At 75.9% G+C, this 18,052-nt stretch carries 19 protein-coding genes and 1 pseudogene; 16 read left to right on the plus strand and 4 right to left on the minus strand.

The features are described 5' to 3' along the window. Window positions 1-270, minus strand: a complete 270-nt coding sequence (locus INN71_RS17790; RefSeq protein ID WP_277501167.1) for a DUF2277 domain-containing protein — start codon at window positions 268-270, stop codon at window positions 1-3. A 35-nt stretch (window positions 271-305) separates the two neighbouring features. On the opposite strand from INN71_RS17790, the gene INN71_RS17795 reads away from it, so the two are divergent. Then, a complete protein-coding gene (locus INN71_RS17795; protein ID WP_277501166.1) occupies window positions 306-1,475 on the plus strand; it encodes a trans-acting enoyl reductase family protein in 1,170 nt (389 codons plus the stop codon). On the opposite strand, the gene INN71_RS17800 is transcribed toward INN71_RS17795, so the two are convergent. Beyond that, the gene (locus INN71_RS17800; RefSeq protein WP_277501165.1) at window positions 1,429-1,716 is read right to left on the minus strand and encodes a hypothetical protein; all 288 of its coding nucleotides are present in this window, start codon (window positions 1,714-1,716) and stop codon (window positions 1,429-1,431) included. The genes INN71_RS17795 and INN71_RS17800 overlap by 47 nt on opposite strands. Window positions 1,717-2,095: 379 nt before the next feature. On the opposite strand from INN71_RS17800, the gene INN71_RS17805 reads away from it, so the two are divergent. After that, window positions 2,096-3,358 carry an HNH endonuclease signature motif containing protein gene (locus tag INN71_RS17805; RefSeq protein ID WP_277501164.1) on the plus strand — a complete coding sequence of 421 codons (1,263 nt, stop codon included), beginning with the start codon at window positions 2,096-2,098 and terminating at the stop codon, window positions 3,356-3,358. A 466-nt stretch (window positions 3,359-3,824) separates the two neighbouring features. Here the strand turns inward: INN71_RS17805 and INN71_RS17810 are convergent, their stop codons facing one another. Then, window positions 3,825-4,418 carry a TlpA disulfide reductase family protein gene (locus tag INN71_RS17810; RefSeq protein ID WP_277501163.1) on the minus strand — a complete coding sequence of 198 codons (594 nt, stop codon included), beginning with the start codon at window positions 4,416-4,418 and terminating at the stop codon, window positions 3,825-3,827. A 181-nt stretch (window positions 4,419-4,599) separates the two neighbouring features. Here INN71_RS17810 and INN71_RS17815 point away from each other — a divergent pair, with 181 nt between their 5' ends. The 3 genes from INN71_RS17815 to INN71_RS17825 are packed head-to-tail and all read left to right on the plus strand — an operon-like array spanning window position 4,600 to window position 7,552. Next, a complete protein-coding gene (locus INN71_RS17815; RefSeq protein WP_277501162.1) occupies window positions 4,600-5,034 on the plus strand; it encodes an SRPBCC family protein in 435 nt (144 codons plus the stop codon). Continuing rightward, window positions 5,031-5,966, plus strand: a complete 936-nt coding sequence (locus tag INN71_RS17820; RefSeq protein WP_277501161.1) for an SDR family oxidoreductase — start codon at window positions 5,031-5,033, stop codon at window positions 5,964-5,966. Before INN71_RS17815 ends, INN71_RS17820 begins: the two co-directional genes overlap by 4 nt. Further along, window positions 5,963-7,552 carry an NAD(P)/FAD-dependent oxidoreductase gene (locus INN71_RS17825; protein WP_301801432.1) on the plus strand — a complete coding sequence of 530 codons (1,590 nt, stop codon included), beginning with the start codon at window positions 5,963-5,965 and terminating at the stop codon, window positions 7,550-7,552. Before INN71_RS17820 ends, INN71_RS17825 begins: the two co-directional genes overlap by 4 nt. Before the next feature lie 42 nt (window positions 7,553-7,594). Here the strand turns inward: INN71_RS17825 and INN71_RS17830 are convergent, their stop codons facing one another. Further along, entirely contained in the window at window positions 7,595-8,218 is a 624-nt protein-coding gene (locus tag INN71_RS17830) for a dienelactone hydrolase family protein (protein ID WP_277501159.1), read from the minus strand. Between the two features lie 278 nt (window positions 8,219-8,496). Between INN71_RS17830 and INN71_RS17835 the strand changes: the two genes are divergently transcribed. The 11 genes and pseudogenes from INN71_RS17835 to INN71_RS17885 all read left to right on the plus strand — a co-directional run. Further along, entirely contained in the window at window positions 8,497-9,324 is an 828-nt protein-coding gene (locus tag INN71_RS17835; protein ID WP_301801433.1) for an amidohydrolase family protein, read from the plus strand. Between the two features lie 85 nt (window positions 9,325-9,409). Next, on the plus strand, window positions 9,410-9,934 hold the full coding sequence (locus INN71_RS17840; RefSeq protein ID WP_277501157.1) for an MSMEG_0572/Sll0783 family nitrogen starvation response protein: 525 nt from the start codon (window positions 9,410-9,412) through the stop codon (window positions 9,932-9,934). A 10-nt stretch (window positions 9,935-9,944) separates the two neighbouring features. Beyond that, entirely contained in the window at window positions 9,945-11,015 is a 1,071-nt protein-coding gene (locus INN71_RS17845) for an MSMEG_0568 family radical SAM protein (protein WP_301801434.1), read from the plus strand. 1 nt (window position 11,016) lies between these two features. Further along, a complete protein-coding gene (locus INN71_RS17850; protein ID WP_301801435.1) occupies window positions 11,017-12,507 on the plus strand; it encodes an MSMEG_0567/sll0787 family protein in 1,491 nt (496 codons plus the stop codon). Next, window positions 12,504-13,439: a carbon-nitrogen hydrolase family protein gene (locus tag INN71_RS17855; protein WP_301801436.1), complete on the plus strand. Its 936-nt coding sequence runs from the start codon at window positions 12,504-12,506 to the stop codon at window positions 13,437-13,439. The genes INN71_RS17850 and INN71_RS17855 overlap by 4 nt, the downstream gene beginning before the upstream one ends. Beyond that, window positions 13,432-13,737, plus strand: coding sequence for an MSMEG_0570 family nitrogen starvation response protein (locus INN71_RS17860; RefSeq protein WP_301801437.1), 306 nt, complete (start codon window positions 13,432-13,434; stop codon window positions 13,735-13,737). The genes INN71_RS17855 and INN71_RS17860 overlap by 8 nt, the downstream gene beginning before the upstream one ends. Continuing rightward, window positions 13,734-15,086 carry an MSMEG_0569 family flavin-dependent oxidoreductase gene (locus INN71_RS17865; RefSeq protein WP_301801438.1) on the plus strand — a complete coding sequence of 451 codons (1,353 nt, stop codon included), beginning with the start codon at window positions 13,734-13,736 and terminating at the stop codon, window positions 15,084-15,086. Before INN71_RS17860 ends, INN71_RS17865 begins: the two co-directional genes overlap by 4 nt. A 6-nt stretch (window positions 15,087-15,092) precedes the next feature. Beyond that, window positions 15,093-16,034 carry a carbon-nitrogen hydrolase family protein gene (locus tag INN71_RS17870; protein WP_277501151.1) on the plus strand — a complete coding sequence of 314 codons (942 nt, stop codon included), beginning with the start codon at window positions 15,093-15,095 and terminating at the stop codon, window positions 16,032-16,034. After that, window positions 16,031-17,179 carry an MSMEG_0565 family glycosyltransferase gene (locus tag INN71_RS17875; RefSeq protein WP_277501150.1) on the plus strand — a complete coding sequence of 383 codons (1,149 nt, stop codon included), beginning with the start codon at window positions 16,031-16,033 and terminating at the stop codon, window positions 17,177-17,179. The genes INN71_RS17870 and INN71_RS17875 overlap by 4 nt, the downstream gene beginning before the upstream one ends. Window positions 17,180-17,188: 9 nt before the next feature. After that, window positions 17,189-17,566 (plus strand): hypothetical protein, encoded by a 378-nt coding sequence (locus INN71_RS17880; RefSeq protein ID WP_277501149.1) that lies wholly within the window; start codon window positions 17,189-17,191, stop codon window positions 17,564-17,566. Between the two features lie 384 nt (window positions 17,567-17,950). Further along, window positions 17,951-18,052, plus strand: a pseudogene (locus tag INN71_RS17885) (IS481 family transposase); the annotation flags it as partial.

An 18,052-nucleotide genomic window follows, 5' to 3' on the forward strand; every position in this document is an offset into this window, starting at 1 on the left:
TCAGCGCGCGTAGCGCAGCTCGGCGCGGGCGCGGGCCTTGGCGGCCTCGACGTCGCGGTCCTTCGGCGGCGCGTTCGTCTCCAGGTCGTCCACGAGCTGGCGGGTGATGGCCGTGATCTCGGCGACGGCACGGTCGAAGACCGCCTGGTTGGCCTGCGACGGCTTGGTGGTGCCGCTGACCTTGCGCACGAACTGCAGGGCGGCGGCCGCCACCTCGTCGTCGGTCGCCGGCGGCTCGAAGTTGTTGAGCGGACGGATGTTGCGGCACATGGTCCCAACGTACGCCGCGTCGTAGGTTGGGAGCCATGCCTGAACGCGCTGACCGCGAGCTCGACCTCGTCGTCCTGGGAGCCACCGGTTTCACCGGTCGCCTCACCGCCGCCTACCTGGCCCGCCACGCCCCCGCCGACCTGCGCTGGGCGCTGGCCGGGCGCAACGAGGGCCGGCTCGCCGCCGTGCGGGACGGGCTGCCCGAGGGATCCGCCGCCGCCCCCGAGCTGGTGGTCGCGGACTCCTCCGACGCCGCGTCGCTGCGGGCGATGGCGGAGCGCACGCGCCTGGTGCTGACGACGGTCGGGCCGTTCCTGCGGTACGGCGAGCCGCTCGTCGCCGCCTGCGCCGCCGCCGGCACCGACTACGTCGACAGCACGGGCGAGCCGGAGTTCGTCGACGACGTGTGGCTGCGCCACCACGCCGCGGCCGAGGCGTCCGGGGCCCGCATCGTGCACGCCTGCGGCTTCGACTCCATCCCGCACGACCTGGGGGTGCGGTTCGCGGTGCGCCAACTGCCCGACGACGTGCCGATCCGGGCGCGCGGCGTGGTGCGGGCCGCCGCCTCGTCGTCCTCCGGCACGCTCAACTCGGCGCTCGAGCAGTTCGCCCGGGCGCGCACGATGAGCCGCACCCACGCGGAGCGCCGCAAGGCCGAGGGTCGGCCGGAGGGTCGCCGCGTCCGCGGGTCCGCGGGCAAGCCGCACCGCGATCCCGTGCTGGGCTACTGGCTGCTCCCGCTGCCGACGATCGACCCGATGGTCGTGGTGCGCAGTGCCGCCGCCGACCCGGCGTACGGGCCGGACTTCACGTACTCCCACTACGCCGGCACGAAGACGCTGCGCTACGCGGCCGGTGGCGCCGTCGGTGTCTCCGCGCTCGCCGCGGCCGCGCAGGTCGGACCGCTGCGGCGCGCGCTGCAGCGCAAGGTGGGGGAGGGCAACGGGCCGGACGAGCGGCGCCGCGAGCGCTCCTGGTTCACGGTCGACGTCGTCGCCGAGGGCGGTGGGCGCACCGTCCACGCCCGGGTCAGCGGCGGGGACCCCGGCTACACCGAGACCGCGACGATGCTCGCCGAGTCGGCGCTCTGCCTGCTGCTCGACGACAACCCGCCGACCGCGGGCATGGTGACCACGGCGACCGCCATGGGCGACCACCTCACGGGGCGCCTCCAGCAGGCCGGGATCCGGTTCGAGCTGCTCTGACGGGGCGCACGTGGGCTGCTTCGACCCACGTCAGCACGGCGCGCGGCGAGCCGCCGTGCGCCCGCGCCGCCTGGTCGATGGTGACGACGAAGGCGTCCCAGTCGCCCGGGCGCGTCGGGCTGCGCCGCCACATCATGAGCAGCCCCGCCTGCGGGTGCACCCAGTGGCCCGTGAGGTCCACCCACACGTGCTGCACCCGCGCGGGACGGACGGGTCCGGGACCGGGCGGTGGGTGCGGCACACGGGCAGAATAGAACAAGTGTTCGAACGCGTGGGTCGCGCGGATCGGCGGTCGTGTGGGTGACCGCGAGCCGGATCGGTGGTCGAGGTGGCCGCGCTGGTCCGGTGGTCGAGGTGGCCGCGCTAGCGGCCCTCGAAACCACGTCGAGTAGGCCAGGCGCTGTTCCGGTGGTCGAGGTGGCCGCGCTAGCGGCCCTCGAAACCACGTCGAGTAGGCCAGGCGCTGCTCCGGTGGTTGAGGTGGCCGCGCTAGCGGCCCTCGAAACCACGACCGGGGTCGAGAGGGTCAGTGCGGACCCGTCTTGACCTGCGGAAACTCGTCCTGTGGAGAGGTGTCGTCTCCGGTCGGAACTGTCGGTGGTCCCTGGTGTGATGGGTTCATGACCGAGACCGCGCTGCACCCCCTCGTCGGGGTGGCCGCGCGTCTCGGCGCTGTCATCGACGACGGGTTCGAGGCCGGTCTCCTGACGGCAGGCCCGGTCGAGACGGGTGCCGCGCTGGTCGCGCTGGAGCGCGAGGCGAACCGCCTCGCCGCCCTCCAGTCGCGGCTACTCGCCCACGCCACCGACGTGCGTGTCGAGGACGCGACAGGTGCGCCATCCACCGCCGTGTGGTTCGCGAACGCCACCCGCGTCCCGCGCGCCGAGGCCCACCGTCGGGTCCGTGCCGCGGTCGCCACGCAGGAGCGGTACGGCGCCCTCGCCGCCGCGGGCATCTCCGGCGGTGTCTCGCCTGGTCAGGTCGAGGTGGTGGTGCGGGCGCTGGACGACCTGGGCGAAGGCGTCACCGCGGAGATCAGGGACGAGGCGGAACGCACGCTGGTCGGGTTCGCCCGTGAGCACGAGGCGAAGGCTCTTCGGGTGCTGGGCCGGCGGATCCTCGACGTGGTCGCGCCCGCGGTGGGTGAGGCGCGTGAGGCGGAGCTGCTGGCGCGGGAGGAGCGCGAGGCCGCCGCGAAGGTGCGGTTGACGATGCGCGAGGACGGCCAGGGTTGCGTGCACGGCCGGTTCACGGTGCCGGAGATGCACGGCGCGATGTTCGCGAAGATGCTCGACGCCATCTCCTCACCCCGCCGCGACCATGTCCGCGCTGAGGCTACGGGCGGCCCCGCCGACGTCTCGACCGACGGGAGACCGTCCTGGGAGCGGCGCGGCCAGGCGTTCGTCGAGCTGATCGAGCGGATGCGCGACGCCGACCTCCCGGACGTCGCCGGTGCCGGCGCCACCGTCGTGGTCACCATGCAGGTCGACACCCTCACCGGTGGTCTCGCTGCGGCGTCGCTCGACACCGGCCACCGCATCTCGCCCGGCGAAGCCCGACGCCTCGCGTGCGGGGCGGACCTCGTACCGGCGGTGCTCGGCACCAAGAGCGAGGTCCTCGACCTGGGCCGGGCCGCCCGGTTCCACACCAAGCCCCAGCGCGTCGCCATGATCCTGCGCGACCAGGGCTGCACCGCCGAAGACTGCGACGCCCCACCGCACTGGTGCGAGGCCCACCACGACGACCCGTGGTCACGCGGCGGACACACCACCGTCGAACGCGGCCGGCTGTTGTGCTGGCGCCACCACCGCGTGGCGCACGACCCGACGTACCTCACCGAGACACTCGGCACCGGCAAGCTCAGGTTCACCCGGCGGAACTGAGCAGCCCCCCTCAGCCGCACCGTGGTTTCGAGGGCCGCTAGCGCGGCCACCTCAACCACCGATGACGCCCCGCGGCCACCGCGACCACCGGGATCTGTCGGTGGTTGAGGTGGGTTGCTCTGGCCACCCCTCGAAGCCACGCCCGGGGACCCCCTCGTGGTTTCGAGGGCCGCTGGGGCGGCCACCTCAACCACCTGAGTGCCGCGCGGCCACCTCAACCACCGGACCAGCGCGGCCACCTCGACCACCGGGATCTGTCGGTGGTCGAGGTGGGTTGCTCTGGCAACCCCTCGAAGCCACGCTCGGCAACCCCTCGTGGCTTCGAGGGCCGCTAGCGCGGCCACCTCAACCACCGGACAAGCGCGGCCACCTCAACCACCGCACTGCCGCGCGGCCACCTCGCCCACCTTGCCCACCTCGCCCACCTCGCCCACCTCGCCCACCGGCGCTGCGCCAACTGCCTCGGTCAGGTGCCGAGGCGCTGCGCCACGTCGCGCTGCAGCTCCTCGAGCGAGCGGAACTCGCCGAGGTGGGCCCAGGTGACGCGGCCGTTCTCGACGAGGAACGAGGCGGGGAGGAAGCGGCGGTCGACGGCGGTGCCGACCTGGTCCGCGAACTGCTCGTCGGCGTCGAGGAAGTTCGCGAACGACAGGCCGTGCTGGGCCACGACACCCTCGGCCGCGTCGCGGGCGGCGTCGCGCGAGACCCCGACGACGGTGACGTCGGTCGTGGTGCGGGCGAACTCCTCCATGATCGGCAGCTCGCGCTCGCACGGTCCGCACCACGACGCCCACACGTTGAAGAAGCGAGGACCGTCGTCACCGCTCGCCGGCCCGGCGACGAGGGTGTCGAGCTCGCCCAGCGCGGCCTCGGGGAATGCCTGGTCGACCCGCACCCAGCCCGTCGACACGTCGGCGCCGGGCGCGGGAGCGCTCGACTCCCCGGCGGTGCTCACCTCGACACCCGGCAGCGCCCGGTCGAGCACGAGCAGCCCGACGACGACCACCACGACCGCCGCGAGGAGACGGCGCCGACGGCGCCGCGGGGTGCTCGACGACATCGACGTCCTCTCCAGCGGGTTACCCGCCCATCATCCCGCGCCCGCCCCAACCCGCGCAGCCCCGCCCCCGCGCGGCCCCGCCTCCGCCGTACCCCCGACCCGTGCGGCCCCGCCGTACCCCCGCGCCTGCCGACCACCTCACACTCCGTGTGGACGGGAGGGCGACGGGTACCGGGCGCGCATGGCACGCAACGAACGCGTCACGACCGCCACGCCCGAACAGGTCTGGGAGGTGCTGGCCGACGGCTGGCTGTACCCGCTGTGGGTCGTCGGTGCCTCGCGCATCCGTGGCGTGGACGAGGGCTGGCCGGCCGTCGGCACCCGCATCCACCACTCGTTCGGCGCCTGGCCGCTCCTCATCGACGACGCGACCGTGGTGAAGGAGGTCGAGCCCGGCACCCGGCTCCGCCTGCGGGCCCGCGGCTGGCCGATGGGGGAGGCCAGCATCACCATCACGCTGCGCCCGGAGGGCACGGGCACCCGCATCATCCTCGAGGAGGACGCCGTGAAGGGACCGGGCACCCTGATGCCGAAGCCGCTGCGCGGCGTCGGCATCGGCGTCCGCAACGTCGAGGGCCTGCGCCGCCTCGCCCTGCTCGCGGAGGGTCGGGCGTGAGCGCCGGCCTCGCCCCGGGCTCCGTCGTCCTCGTCACGGGCGCCTCGAGCGGCATCGGCCTCGGCGTCGCCCAGCAGCTGGCCGCCGCCGGGCACCACCTCGTGCTGGCCGCCCGCGACCGCGCGGCTCTCGACCGCGCCGTCGAGTCGTGCGTGCGCGCCGGCGCCGCCTCGGCCATCGCCGTCGTGACCGACGTCGGGGACGACGCGGCCGTGGCCCGCCTCGTCGAGACCGCGCAGGGCCGCGACGGACGCCTCGACGCCGTCGTCAGCTGCGCGGGCGTCGCCTCCTACGGCCGCCTCGAGGAGCAGCCGACCGACGTGGTCGACGGCGTGCTCCGCACCAACCTGCTCGGCTCCATCGCCGTCGCCCGCCACGCGCTGCCGGTGCTGCGCCGCCAGGAGCGCGGCACGCTGCTCTTCGTCGGCTCGGTCCTGGGCCACGTCGCGACGCCGACGATGACGCCGTACGTCGTGAGCAAGTGGGGCGTGCGGGCGCTGGCCCGCGAGCTGCAGATCGAGAACCGCGACCTGCCGGGCGTGCGGGTCGAGTACGTCGCGCCGGGCGGCGTCGACACGCCCATCTACGCGAACGCGGCGACGACGGGCGTCCGGGGTCGTCCGCCGTTCCCCGTCGCGTCGGCGGAGAAGACCGCCCGCCAGGTGGTCGCGACCCTCGAGGGCCGCCGCCGTGCGTCGCAGCTGAGCACCGCCAACCACCTGCTGCGCCTCGGGTTCACCGCGGCGCCGAAGGTGTACGACGCGATCGTCACCCCCGCCTTCCGGGCCATCGCCGCCGAGCGCAAGCCCGCGACCCCCGGACCCGGCAGCGTGCTCGACCCCGTGCCCGACGGGCACGACCTCAGCGGCGGGCACGGCAGCGGCCTGACGGCGGTGGTCCGCGAGATCAAGCGCGCGGTGCGCGGCTCGTGACCAGCACCTACGACGCGGTCGTCATCGGCGCCGGCCCCAACGGCCTGGTCGCCGCCAACCTGCTCGTCGACGCCGGCTGGTCGGTGCTCGTGCTCGAGGCCCAGCCGAAGGTCGGCGGCGCCGTCGCCAGCGACCGCGGGGTCGACCCCGACTTCGTGCACGACACGTTCAGCGCCTTCTACCCGCTGGCCGCCGCGTCCCCGACGCTGCGCGACTTCCGCCTCGAGGAGCACGGCCTGGAGTGGCTGCACCCCCCGGCGGTGCTGGGCCACGCGACCCCCGGCGGCTGGGCGATCCTGCACCGCGACCGGGACGTGACCGCCGCCGGGCTCGAGCGACTGCACCCCGGTGACGGGCAGGCGTGGCTCGACCTGTGCGCCACCTGGGACCACATCGGCGACGAGGTCGTGCACGCGCTCCTCGCCCCGTTCCCGCCGGTGCGCTCGGGCCTGCGCGCCGCCACGAAGCTGCGGCGTGCCGGGGGGCTCGACCTCGTCCGCATGCTGCTGAGCCCCGTCGCCGACGTCGGTCGCGAGCTCTTCGGCGGCCCGGGACCGCGCCTGCTCCTCGCGGGCAACGCCGGCCACGCCGACATCCCGCTCGACGCCCCCGGTTCTGGCCTCATGGGCGTCCTCATGTCGATGCTCGCCCAGACCGTCGGCTTCCCCGTCCCCGCCGGCGGCGCCGGCGAGCTGGCCGCCGCGCTCGAGCGTCGTCTCGTCGCCCGCGGCGGCGAGGTGCGCTGCGGCGCCGAGGTCACCGCGGTCGACGTGCGCGACGGCCGCGCCACCGGCGTGATGGCCGCGGGCGAGCGCTTCGGCGCCCGCCGCGCCGTCGTCGCCGACGTCGTCGCCCCGAAGCTGTACGGCGGGCTCGTCGCCGCCCACCACCTCCCCGACCGGTTCCGCCGCCGGCTCGAGGGCTTCTCGCTCGACCCCGGCACCGTCAAGGTGGACTGGGCGCTCGACGGCCCCGTGCCCTGGGCCGTGCAGCCCGAGCACGCGCCCGGCACCGTCCACGTCGCCGACTCCGTCGACCAGATGGCCGACGCGCTCCACATGGTCAGCAACGGCTCGGTCCCCGCCGACCCGTTCCTGCTCGTCGGCCAGATGACGACGGCCGACCCCTCCCGCTCGCCCGCCGGGACCGAGTCGCTCTGGGCCTACACGCACGTGCCGCAGGAGGTGCGCGACGACGCCGGCGGCGAGGGCCTCACCGGCCGCTGGGACCGCGGCGAGTGCGAGCGGTTCGCCGACCGGGTCCAGGCCCGGTTCGAGCGGCTCGCCCCCGGCTTCGGCGACCGCGTCCGCGCCCGCCGCGTGCTGGGACCCCACGAGATGGAGGCCCGGGACGCGAACCTGATGGGCGGCTCCATCAACGGGGGTACGGCGCAGATCCACCAGCAGCTCTTCTTCCGGCCGGTCACCGGCTGGGGGCGGGCGGAGACCCCGATCCGGGGGCTCTACCTCGGCTCGGCCTCGGCCCACCCCGGCGGCGGGGTGCACGGGGCCCCGGGCAGCAACGCCGCCCGCGCCGCGATCGCCCACGACCGGGTGGAGCGGGTCAAGCGCCTCGGTCGCGCCTGACCCGCGCGGCCCCGCTCGAAGGGTGAGCGAGGGGTGCGCCGGTCAGCGCGCGGCGCGCCCCGCCCCCAGCGTCTCGGCCACGAACTCGGCGGCGCGCTTCTCGAACTGGGCGCCCTGGCGCAGCATGGCGTGCTTGGCGCCCTCGACCACCTCGAAGGTGACGTCGGTGGTGCGGGCCAGGCGGTCGGCCACGACGCGGGCCCGCTCGATCGGGGCGATCCGGTCGGCCGAGCCGTGCACGACCAGCACGCGCCGCCCCCGGAGGTCCGCGACGTCGCTGGGCAGCACCCACGGGTTGAGGGCGACCACGCACCGCACGTCCGGGGCCGAACCGGCCAGCAGCGCCGCACGGCCGCCCAGCGAGTGACCGACGAGGGCGACCGGGAGGTCGCCCCACCGGTCGCGGGTCACGTCCATCGCCCAGCGCGCGTCGTGGACCGGTGTCGTGGACGGGTCCCAGCCGCGGTGCGAGTTGAGCAGGCGGTAGACCGCCACGTTCTTCGCGCGGTGGGCCACCCGCAGCGCGATGGGCTTCATCCGCAGCACCGAGAGCTGCGTCGGGCTCACCATCGGGCTGCCGGGGCGGGAGCCTCCTCCGTGCAGCACGAGGGCGACGCCGACGGGACGCGACGGCATGTGGACGGGCAGCAGGCGGGGTTGGGCCACGGGGGCGTCCTCCGTCTCGGGGGGCCGGCGGGAGGGACCGGCACGCGGGCTGGCAGGGGGGTGGGAGGGGCGGGCGAGGGGTTCCGTGACCGGCCCGGTACCCCCCGCCCCCGCCCGCAGACGCCGGGCCCGCCCGCCCGACGAGCACCGGTCCCGCCCCCCGCCGGCTCGTGACCCGCAGTCCCCGGCGCGCCAGGTAACCGCGATCTAACGCGCCGCGGCGCGAACCGTGTTCCGCCCGCAACCACTCGGAAACACCCGGGCCGTGGACTTCTCGCATGGTCCCCACCGCCCACGACGCGCACCGGCACATCGGCCGGCTGCCGGCGTACCCCTTCTACGGGGGACCCGCCATCAGCCCGGACGTGACCGCCCGGGAGACGCTCGCCGAGCTGGTGCGCGACCTCGACGCCGAGCGCACGGAGCGGGCGCTGGTGCTGCCCAACTACGGCGTGCCCGACCCCGACGTGTCGTTCGGGCTCAACCACCTGGCCCTCGAGGCGGCGCAGGCCGACGACCGCGTGCGCTGCGGGCTGTGGGTCTCGCCCAAGGCCGCCGACGCGGCCCGCAACGACAGCGCGCTCGCCCTCGCCCGCGAGGAGGGGGTCGCGGCCCTCAAGACCAGCTTCCTGCTCGGCGGCGACGTCGACGACCCCGACTGCCAGGTCGAGCTCGAGCGCATCTTCACCACCGCCGCCGAGCTCGACCTCGTCGTCCACGTGCACACCTCGCCCGGCGCCGCCTCCGACGTCGACCGGGTCGGCGAGCTCGTCGAGCGCTACGGCGACGCCACCAAGATCCACCTCGTCCACCTCGGCGGCGGCATGAGCGGTCACATGAAGCTCATCGGCGGCCGCTTCTTCGACTGGATCGAGGCGGGCAAGCAGGTCTACACCGACACCTCGTGGGCCATCGGCTTCGCGCCGCTGTGGCTGTGCCGGGAGATCGAGCGGCGCGGCACCGGCCACGACCGCGTGCTCTTCGCCACCGACACCCCCTGGGGCGACCACGCCGGCGAGCACGCCCGCCTGGCCGCCGCCACCGACGACCCCGAGCTCACCGCCGCGCTCTTCCGGGGCAACTTCGAGGCGCTGTACGGCGCCTGACCCGCCCGCCGCACCCACCCGCCGTACCGCCACCCACCCGCCGCACCGGCACCCACCCCCGCAGCACCGACCACAGGAGCAGACGATGCCCACGTTCGACGACGAGATCATGGCCAACATCGAGAAGTCCGTCGCGGAGATCCCGCACCCCTCGCAGGCGAAGGGGACCAACCTCTACGGCTCGACGAAGATCTTCCCGGACTACCAGGCCAGCGAGGGGCAGAGCTACCTCACCCTCGTGCACGGCATCCCGCACGAGAGCTCGGTCAGCTTCGTCGCCGTCCTGCAGGCCACCCGGGCGCTGCGCAAGGGCTTCGAGTCGGTCCTCTACTTCTACGGCCCCGGTGCGCTGGCCTGCGCCGACACCCGCGGCTTCCCGACGACCGGCGACGTCGCCTTCCCCGGCAACCAGAACATGAACGACTCCATCAAGACCTTCATCGCCGAGGGCGGCACGGTCTTCTGCTGCCGCTTCGGCATGGCGCTGCACGGCCAGCGCGAGGAGGACCTCATCGCCGGCGTCATCCCCTGCCACCCGCTCGACGTGCAGGACTGCGTCATCCACTTCGCCAACAAGGGCGCCATCATCAACTCGGTCTACAACCTCTGAGGCGCGGACGATGACCGCACCGACCCCCTCCTCCACCCGGGTGGACGTCGCCATCCAGGGCATCCGGCTGCTCGACGCACCGGTCGCGCGCCGCGCGGGCGCGGGCCCGAGCGACGACGGGCACGTCCTCCTCGACGGGGTCGGTGCGGCCATCCCCCTCAACCCGCGCAGCCCCTACTCCGTGCGCGGCGGCAAGCTGCTGCTCGACGGCGCCGACACCGGCATGGGCGTCGAGGCCGTGCGCCGCCCCCGCTTCTACGACCTCACCACCGCCGACGGCGTGCCCTACGACCAGATCGCCCGCCTGCACTCCGCGAACGTGCTCGCCACCACCGTCGTGCAGACCTGCGTGCGCTACGACGAGCCCGAGCGCTGCCGCTTCTGCGCCATCGAGGAGTCGCTGCGCGCCGGCGCCACCGTGGCGGTGAAGACCCCGGCGCAGATCGCCGAGGTCGCCCTCGCCGCCCACGAGCTCGACGGCATCACGCAGGTCGTCATGACCACGGGCACCTCGAACGGCCGCGACCGCGGCGCCACCCACCTCGCCCGCTGCGTGCGCGCCGTGCACGCGGTCCTGCCCGACCTGCCCGTCCAGGTGCAGTGCGAGCCGCCCGGTGACCTGGCCACGATCACCGAGCTGCACGACGCGGGCGCCCGCTCCATCGGGATCCACGTCGAGTCCCTCGACGACGAGGTGCGGCGGCGCTGGATGCCCGGGAAGGGCGCCGTGCCGATGGCCGAGTACCGCGCCGCCTGGGCCGAGGCCGTCCGCGTCTTCGGGTGGAACGAGGTCTCGACGTACCTGCTCGTCGGCCTCGGCGAGGACCCCGACGAGCTCGTCGCGGGGGCGGAGGAGCTCATCGCGATGGGCGTCTACCCCTTCGTCGTGCCCTTCCGCCCGCTGGCCGGCACCCTCGCCACCGACGTCGACCTCGTCGGCGCACCCGACCCGCGGGTCGTCGGCTCCGTGACCACCCGCGTCGCCGCCGCCCTGCGGCGGGCCGGGATGGCGGGCGCCGCGCAGTCCGCGGGCTGCGCCGCCTGCGGCGCGTGCTCCGCCCTGTCCTGCGAGGGGGCCTGAGGTGGGCCTCGACCTGCCGGTCCTCGCCGGGGTACGGCGACCCGCACCCCCCGCCGTACCCGGCAGCGAGCCCGCCCCGCCCGGCGCGGCCACCCCCGGCACCCCCGACACCCCCGCCTGGGTGCTGGTCGAGGCCGACGGGCCGGCCGACCACGCGGCGTACCGCCGCCTGCGGCGCGAGGTCTTCGTCGCCGAGCAGGGGCTCTTCGCCGGTGACGACACCGACCTCGCCGACGCCGACCCCCGCACCGTGGTGCTGCTGGCCCGCGCCGCGGACGGCAGCGTGCTCGGCGGGGTGCGGCTGCACCCGGCTCCGGGGCGCGACGGGGTCCCGCCCGTCCGCGACCTCGGCTGGTGGCGCGGGAGCCGGCTCGTCGTGACCCCCGCGGCGCGCCGCGCCGGGGGCGTCGGGCCCGCGCTCGTGCGCGCCGCCTGCGCCCGGGCCGAGGCCGCCGGGGCCCTGCGCTTCGACGCCGTCGTGCAAGCCGGCAACGAGCGGCTCTTCCGCCACCTCGGCTGGCGCACCCGCGCGGCGGTCGACGCCCACGGTGTGCCGCACGTCGTCATGGACTGGCCCGTCGACCGCGTGCAACGGCTCGCCGACGCCACCAAGGCCGCCCTCGGCGGGCTGCTGGGGGAGCTCGCGGCCGGGGTCCCGGCGGGGTACGTCGGGGACGACGGCGCCCCGGTGCCCGGCAGCGACCTGGTCGCCGCCTGCGACGCGATCCTGCCGTCGATGGTCGAGCGCGACCCCGAGTGGGCCGGGTGGTGCGCCGTGCTCGTCAACGTCAACGACCTCGCCGCGATGGGCGCCGCGCCGGTCGGGCTGCTCGACGCCGTCGGCGCCCGCGACGCCTCCTTCGCCCGCCGGGTGCTGCGCGGGCTCGGGGAGGCGGCCGCGGCGTGGGGCGTGCCCGTGCTCGGGGGCCACACCCAGCTCGGGGTGCCCGGCGCGCTCTCGGTCACCGCGCTCGGCCGCACCGACCCCTCGCTGCCCCGGCCCGTGCCCGGTGGCGGGGGTCGCCCCGGCGACGCGCTGCGCGTCACCGCCGACCTCGGCGGCGGCTGGCGCCCCGGCTACACCGGGACGCAGTGGGACTCCACGTCCCGCCGCTCCCCGGCCGAGCTGCGCGCCCAGGCCCGCGTGGTCCCGGCGCTCGCGCCGACCGCCGCCAAGGACGTCTCCATGACCGGCCTCGTCGGCACCACCGGCATGCTCGCCGAGGCCAGCGGCTGTCGCGTCGTGCTCGACGTGTCCGCCGTACCCGCCCCGGCGGGGGCCGCGGCCGGCGACTGGCTCACCTGCTTCCCCGGCTTCGCGGTGGTGAGCGCCGAGCGGGCGCCCGCCCCGGGTGTCCGGGACCTGCCCGACCACGTCGACACCGCCGTCTGCGGCGCGCTCACCCCCGGCACGGGGGTCGGCCTGCGCTGGCCCGACGGGGTCGTCACCGAGGCCGTCCGCCACACCGTCACAGGAATGGGACCCGCATGAGCACCCCCTCCACCCCCACCGGAGCCACCCCCACCACCGCCGGGACCGCCGTCGCCGCCGCGTGCGCCGGCTTCGGCCGCGACGTCGAGCAGAACCTGGCCCAGGTCGCCGCCCTCGTCGACGAGGCCCGCGCGCAGGGCGTCACCCTGCTGGCCCTGCCCGAGGCCTGCCTCGGCGGCTACCTCTCCGTGCTCGGCCGCGGCCGCGACGGCAGTCACGACGAGCAGCCCGAGGACCTGCCCCCGGTCATGGACCTCGCGGGCCCCGAGCTGCGCCGCGTCGCCGCCCTGGCGCGGGAGATGACGCTCGTCGTCGGCCTGTGCGAGTCCGACGGCGCCGAGCGCTACAACACGGCCGCGATCGTCAGCGGCGACGGCGTGCTGGGCGCGCACCGCAAGGTGCACCAGCCGCTGGGCGAGGGCCTCTTCTACGCCGCCGGCGACTCCTACGGTGCCGTGGACACGCCGGCGGGGCGGGTGGGCGCCCTCATCTGCTACGACAAGGCGTTCCCCGAGGCGGCCCGCGCGCTCGCCGTCGACGGGGCCGAGGTGATCGCGTGCATCTCGGCGTGGCCGGGTTCGCGCACCGCGAGCGGCGCCTCGCTCGCCGAGGACCGCTGGACCCAGCGGTTCAACCTCTTCGACGCGGCCCGGGCCCTGGAGAACCAGGTGGTGTGGGTGGCCTCGAACCAGCACGGCACCTTCGGCTCGCTGCGCTTCGTCGCCAACGCGAAGGTCGTCGGCCCGGGCGGCGAGGTGCTGGCGTCGACCGGCCTCGACGCCGGGCTCGCCGTGGCCCGCCTCGACGTGCCCGCCGCACTGGAGACGGCGCGCCGGGCGATGTTCCACCTGCGCGACCGCCGCCCCGAGACGTACCCCGAGGACCTGGCGCGCGGCCTGCCGCTCGCGACCGCGGAGCCCGCCCGTGCCTGAGCTGACCTTCACCGTCCGCTGGCCCGACGGCGCGGTCACCGACTGCTGGTCGCCCTCGCTGGTGGTGCACGACCACCTCGACGCGGGCGCGTCGTACACCGTCCGCGAGTTCCGCGACCGGGCCGCAGCGGCCCTCGCGGAGGGGAGCGAGCGGGTGCGCGCCCGCTACGGGTTCGCGTGCAGCGCCTCCGCGGCGTCGCTGGAGCGCATCGACGCCCTGGTCGCCGCCCACGCCCCCGACGCCCGCGTCGAGGTGCTCCGGCTCCACCCGCCCCTGCCGCAGGAGACCTCCCGATGAGCAGCAGCCCCACCGCCCCGACCACCCACCGCACCGGCACCGTCGTCGTCGGCGGCGGCCAGGCCGGCCTCTCGACCAGCTGGTTCCTCACCCGCGACGGCGTCGACCACGTCGTGCTCGAGGCCGCCACCGCCGCCCACGAGTGGGCCGACACCCGCTGGGCGAGCTTCACCCTGGTCACCCCGAACTGGCACTGCCGGCTGCCCGGCTACGCCTACGACGGGCCCGAGCCCGACGGGTTCATGACGCGCGACGAGGTCGTCGCCTGGCTCGCGGGGTACGCCGGCACCTTCGGCCCGCCGCTGCGCGAGCGCACGCGGGTGGTCGCCCTCACCCAGCGCGAGGGCGGCGGGTTCGTCGTCGACGCGGAGGGTCCGGACGGGGCCGAGCGGTGGGAGGCCGACCACGTCGTCGTCGCCACCGGCGGGTACCACCAGCCGATCGTCCCGGCCTGGGCCGCGGCGCTGGACCCGGCGCTCACGCAGCTGCACTCCGCGGAGTACGAGCAGGCCGCCGACCTGCCGGACGGCGAGGTGCTCGTCGTCGGCTCCGGGCAGTCGGGCGCGCAGATCGCCGAGGACCTCCACCTCGCGGGCCGCCGCGTCCACCTGGCGCTGGGCGACGCGCCCCGGGTGGCGCGGTTCCACCGAGGACGCGACGTGATGACGTGGCTCGCCGAGATGGGGCTCTACGACACCGCGGTGGCGCAGTACCCCGGCGGCGTCGCCGCCCGCGAGAAGACGAACCACTACGTGACGGGCCGCGACGGCGGCCGCGACATCGACCTGCGCCGGTTCGCGCGCGAGGGCATGCGGCTCTACGGGATGCTCGCCGACGGGCGTGGCACGCGGCTGTCGTTCCGACCCACCCTGACCGCGGCCCTCGACGCCGCCGACGACACCTACCGCTCCATCTGCCGTGACGTCGACGCCTTCATCGCCCGGGACCCGGCGGCCGCGCAGGTCGCGGGGCCGGAGGAGCCGCCGTACGAGCCCGTGTGGGTGCCCCCGGAGGACCCGACGTCGCTCGACCTGGCCGCGGCCGGGGTCACGACGGTGGTGTGGGCGATCGGCTACCGGCCCGACTACCGCTGGGTGCGCGTCGGCGCGTTCGACGGCACCGGCCGGCCCACCCACGTGCGCGGGGTGAGCGGGGTGCCGGGGCTGTTCTTCCTGGGGCTGCCGTGGCTGCACACGTGGGGCTCGGGGCGGTTCCTCGGCATCGCCGCGGACGCCGAGCACGTCGCCGGCCACATCACCGGGCGCCCGACGTCGGAGACGCTCCCGGCCGCCGAGCTGGCCCGCCGTACCTCCCCGGGGCCGCTCGCCGCGGTGCCCGCGGGACGCTAGGCCGCGGTGCCCGCCCTGCGCATCGGCGCCGTCGCCGCCCACTTCGGGCGCGACGTGCCGCGGGCCCTGGCGAAGATCGAGGGCATCGTCGCCGACGCCCGGGCGGCGGGCGTGGGGCTGCTGGTGCTGCCCGACGCGACGCTCGGCGGCTACCTCTCCGACCTGCGCCACCCCGACCCGCTCGCGCTGCCCCCGGCGCTGGAGGAGACGTCGTGGGAGGTGCGGCGGATCGTCGGGCTGGCCCGGGAGATGGTCGTCTGCTTCGGGTACGCCGAGGAGGCGGTGCTCGAGGGCCCCGACGGGCTGCAGCCGGTGCTGCACAACACCGCCCTGTGCGTCAGCGGCGACGGCGTGCTCGGGCGGCACCGGAAGGTCCACCAGCCGGCGGGGGAGTCGCTGGTCTACGCGGCGGGCGACGGCTTCGGCGCGTTCGACACCCCGGTGGGACGCCTCGGCCTGCTCATCGACTACGACAAGACCTTCCCCGAGGCCGCGCGGTCGCTGGCCCTCGACGGCGCCGGCATCCTCGCCTGCCTGTCGGCGTGGCCCGCGAGCGTGACGGACCGGGCCTCCCGGCTGCCGCAGGACCGGCAGTCGCGCCTCTTCGACCTGTACGACGCCGCCCGCGCCGCCGAGAACCAGGTCGTGTGGGTCTCGGCCAACCAGACCGGCGTGATGGGCGGGTTGCGGTTCCTCGGCCAGGCCAAGGTGGTCGGGCCCGGCGGTGACGTGCTCGCGCGGACGTCGTCGAAGGGCGGGCTGGCCGTCGCCGAGGTCGACGTGGAGCGCGAGGTCGCCCGCGCCCGGCGGCTGCTGCACCACCTCGCCGAGCGCCGGCCCGCGGCGTACGGGCCTCTCCGGGCCGCCGACGCGGCTGCCGACGCGGCTGCCGGTGCGGCGGCCGGTGCCGCTCCCCGCGTGACGGCGACGGGGGAGCCGGCGCCGTGAGGATCGCGCTGCTGACCTACTCGACGAAGCCGCGCGGCGGGGTCGTCCACACCCTGGCGCTCGCCGAGGCGCTCGTCGCGCTGGGGCCTGCGCAGGGCGTCGACGCGGTCGACGTGTGGACGCTGGGCCGCGGCGGGGACGCCGCCTTCTTCCGGCCCGTCGACCCCCGCGTCGGGGTGTGGGCCGTGCCCTTCCCGGGCGTCGACGGCGAGCCCGTGGGCGACCGGATCGAGCGGTCGATCGCGGTGCTGGGCGCCGCGTTCGCGGCCGCCGTCGCGGACCCCGCGGGCGGGTACGACGTCGTCCACGCCCAGGACTGCATCAGCGCCAACGCCGTGCTGCGCGCGGGCGTCGCGTGCCGCCGTACCGTCCACCACCTCGACACCTTCACCACGCCCGCGCTGGTGGCGTGCCACGACCGGGCGGTCGCGCAGCCGGCGGCGCTCGCGTGCGTCTCGGCCGCGGTGGCGGCCGAGGTCTCCGCCGGCTGGGGCCGGGCGCCCGTGGTCATCCCCAACGGCGTCGACGCGGCGCGGTTCGCGGCCGGGGCCGCCGACCGGGCGGGCCGGGCGGCGTGGGCCCGGCGCCTGGGGCGCTACGTGCTGGCGCTCGGCGGCATCGAGCCGCGCAAGGGCACCCTCGACCTGCTGGAGGCGTTCGCGCGGCTGCGGGCGTCGTCGCCCGACCACGCCGACCTCGAGCTGGTGGTCGGCGGCGGGGAGACGCTGTTCGACTACCGCGACTACCGGGCCGCGTTCGACGCCCGGGCCGCGGCGCTCGGCGTCGGGCCCGTCGTGCTCGGCCCGGTCGACGACCCGGCGCTGCCGTCGCTGGTCGCCGAGGCGGCGGTGCTGGGATTCACCTCGACGAAGGAGGGCTTCGGGCTCGCCGCCATGGAGGCGCTGGCCGCGGGCGTGCCGGTCGTGGCCCGCGACCTGCCCGTGCTGCGGGAGGTGCTGGGCGGCACGGTCCGGTTCGGTGCCGGTGTCGAGGACTTCACCCGGGCGCTCGACGCCGCCCTGCGCGAGCCCGGCGACCCCGCGCCCGGCCGCGCGCTCGCCGCGTCGTACACGTGGGAGGCCGCGGCGCGCCGGCACCTGGAGTGGTACGTCGGGAACTCCCCGCGCGCGGCCGCGCGGGTCTAGCGTGGACGCATGCGGCGGCGGCCCCACGAGAACGTGCTGACGGTCCTGGTGGACCCGGCGGTGCTGCACGACCTCGAGCTGGACCTCGCCGGGCGCGACCTGTGGCTGTGGCCGGTGAGCACGGCGGGGGTGTACGCCGACGGCCGCCAGGCCGCGCACGTCATCCGCCGGCGCCTCGTCGAGGCCCGGCGCGGGGCGTGGGACGTCGCGGCCGGCTGGGTGCCGGCGTGGGTGGCGTTCGGCGAGACGTGGCGCCACGGCGACGAGCCGCTCGCGTGGGCGGCGCACGCGACGCTGTACGACGTGCTGTCGCCGTTCGCGTCGCACGTGCGCTACCGCCGCGGCCTCGGCGGCGTCCCGCGCCTGCCCGTCGGGCGCGAGGCGTAGCGGCGCGCTCACCCCGGTGGTCGAGGTGGCCGCTCACCCCGGTGGTTGAGGTGGCCGCGCTAGCGGCCCTCGAAACCACCCCCTGCATCCACGACGTGGTTTCGAGGCTCGCTGGCGCGAGCACCTCGACCACCGGGACCGGCGGTGTTTCGTGCCGACGATGAGCCACCGGTGGTTGAGGTGGCCGCGCACCCCGGTGGTTGAGGTGGCCGCGCTAGCGGCCCTCGAAACCACTCGGGCGGCAGGGGTGTGGTTTCGAGGCTCGCTAGCTGTGATGTCCAGGGAGGTTGTCCCGCTACCTGGCGGTGAGCCTGTCTGACAGGCGAAGGCCTCCGGTTGTGAAGTGGAGCTGTCGAGGTACCGCTTCACCCACCGGAGGCCTTCATGTCCCACGCTAACGCCGCACTGACCCCACGCGCTCGTCTACGTCTTGCCCGCCTGATCGTGGAAACCGGCTGGACCCACACCGCTGCCGCGAAGATGTTC

Origin of the sequence: Nocardioides sp. ChNu-153 (assembly GCF_030466625.1) — a bacterium.
Taxonomy (GTDB): domain Bacteria; phylum Actinomycetota; class Actinomycetes; order Propionibacteriales; family Nocardioidaceae; genus Nocardioides.